This window comes from Rhodoferax sp. RT5P35, from assembly GCF_056521385.1.
Genome location: NZ_JBWMAX010000120.1, coordinates 1 through 1,452, shown reverse-complemented (window position 1 = coordinate 1,452; position 1,452 = coordinate 1). Strand labels below are relative to the sequence as shown.

The following is a 1,452-nucleotide window of genomic DNA, read 5'->3' as shown; positions in this document are numbered from 1 at the left end:
CATGGACGTACTGACCAACAAAATGACCAAGCAAGGCGTGGACGTGAAGTTCCTCGACAAGGGCGACGTGCAAAAGATGGGCGGCGACAAGGTCAAGCTGGTGGTCAAGGTGCGCAACGGCATTGAGACCGAGGTGTCCAAAAAAATCACCCGCGCCATCAAGGACAGCAAGCTCAAGGTCACCGCCGCCATCCAGGGCGATGCGGTGCGCATCACCGGCGCCAAGCGCGACGATCTGCAATCGGCCATGGCGGTGATCCGCAAAGAGATCACCGACCTGCCCCTGAGCTTCAACAACCAACGCGACTGATGCACACCCTGCACCGCCTCGGCCTGACCGTGCTCTGTACGGCCATGGTTGCGGGCGCGCAGGCCCAAAGCGTCGCCCTGAGCGGCATGATGGGCGGCAAGGCCCTGCTGCTGGTCGATGGGCGCGCGCCCAAGAGCGTGGCACCGGGCGAAACCTATCTGGGGGTGAAGCTGCTGTCTGCCGCCAACGACGAGGCGGTGGTGGAGATTGCGGGCAAGCGCGCCACCCTGCGCGTGGGCGAGTCGCCGGTGAGCGTCAAGGGCAAGGGCACGGGCAACAAGATCGTGCTGATGGCCGACAGCCAGGGCCACTTCATGGGCCCCGGCAAGATCAACGGCCAGGCCATGCAGTTCATGGTGGACACCGGGGCCACTGCGGTCGCCCTGGGCGTGAACGATGCCGAGCGCATGGGCATTCCCTACAAGAACGGCGAACAGATCCGCATGAACACAGCCAACGGCAACTCCATCGGCTGGCGCATCCGGCTGAACTCGGTGCGCATCGGCGATGTGGAGCTGCCGGGGGTGGAAGCGGTGGTCACGCCCGCGTCCATGCCCTATGTGCTGCTGGGCAACAGCTTCCTGACCCAGTTCCAGATGACCCGCATCAACGACCAGATGGTGCTGGAACGGCGATACTGAGATCGTGTACACATGCCCCGTCTCTGCTAAATTCGGCCTGTACCTCTGACTGCCCCCGATACATGCCCACCACCCAAGTGCCCTCTCCGCAGGAAGCCGATTACGAAGACCTGCTCAGCCTGTGGGCCGATCTGGAGTCGGGCTTGGCCATGGTGCTGGCCAATCCGCGCAACATCCCCGACTTTGAATCCAAAATCCGGCAGTACGACCGCTGGATGCAAGACCTGCTGCACCAAGACACCGACACGGCGCTGTATTTGCTGTTCCAGCTGGCCACCAATGCGTCGGTCGGCTACAGCGCCCTGCACGCCCTGGTATGCGCCGTGCTGTGCCACATCACCGCCCACGAACTGCACCTGGTGGACAGCGAACGCAACAGCCTGGTGTGTGCCGCCATGACCATGAACATCGGCATGACCCAGCTGCAGGACAGCCTGGCCGTGCAAACCAGCCCACCCACCGACGCGCAGCAGACGCTGATCCGCAGCCACGCCGCCGCCG

At 63.7% G+C, this 1,452-nt stretch carries 2 protein-coding genes and 1 pseudogene; all 3 read left to right on the top strand.

Annotated elements, in window-relative coordinates; all coding sequences use genetic code 11:
• Nucleotides 1–310, top strand: a 310-nt coding sequence (locus tag AC097L_RS24185) for a nucleotide-binding YajQ family protein (protein ID WP_479589268.1), incomplete at its 5' end; no start/stop codon positions are given.
• Nucleotides 310–951: a retropepsin-like aspartic protease family protein gene (locus AC097L_RS24180; protein ID WP_479589267.1), complete on the top strand. Its 642-nt coding sequence runs from the start codon at nucleotides 310–312 to the stop codon at nucleotides 949–951. The genes AC097L_RS24185 and AC097L_RS24180, both read left to right, overlap by 1 nt.
• A 62-nt stretch (nucleotides 952–1,013) precedes the next feature.
• Nucleotides 1,014–1,452 (top strand): annotated as a pseudogene (locus AC097L_RS24175) (phosphodiesterase); the annotation flags it as partial.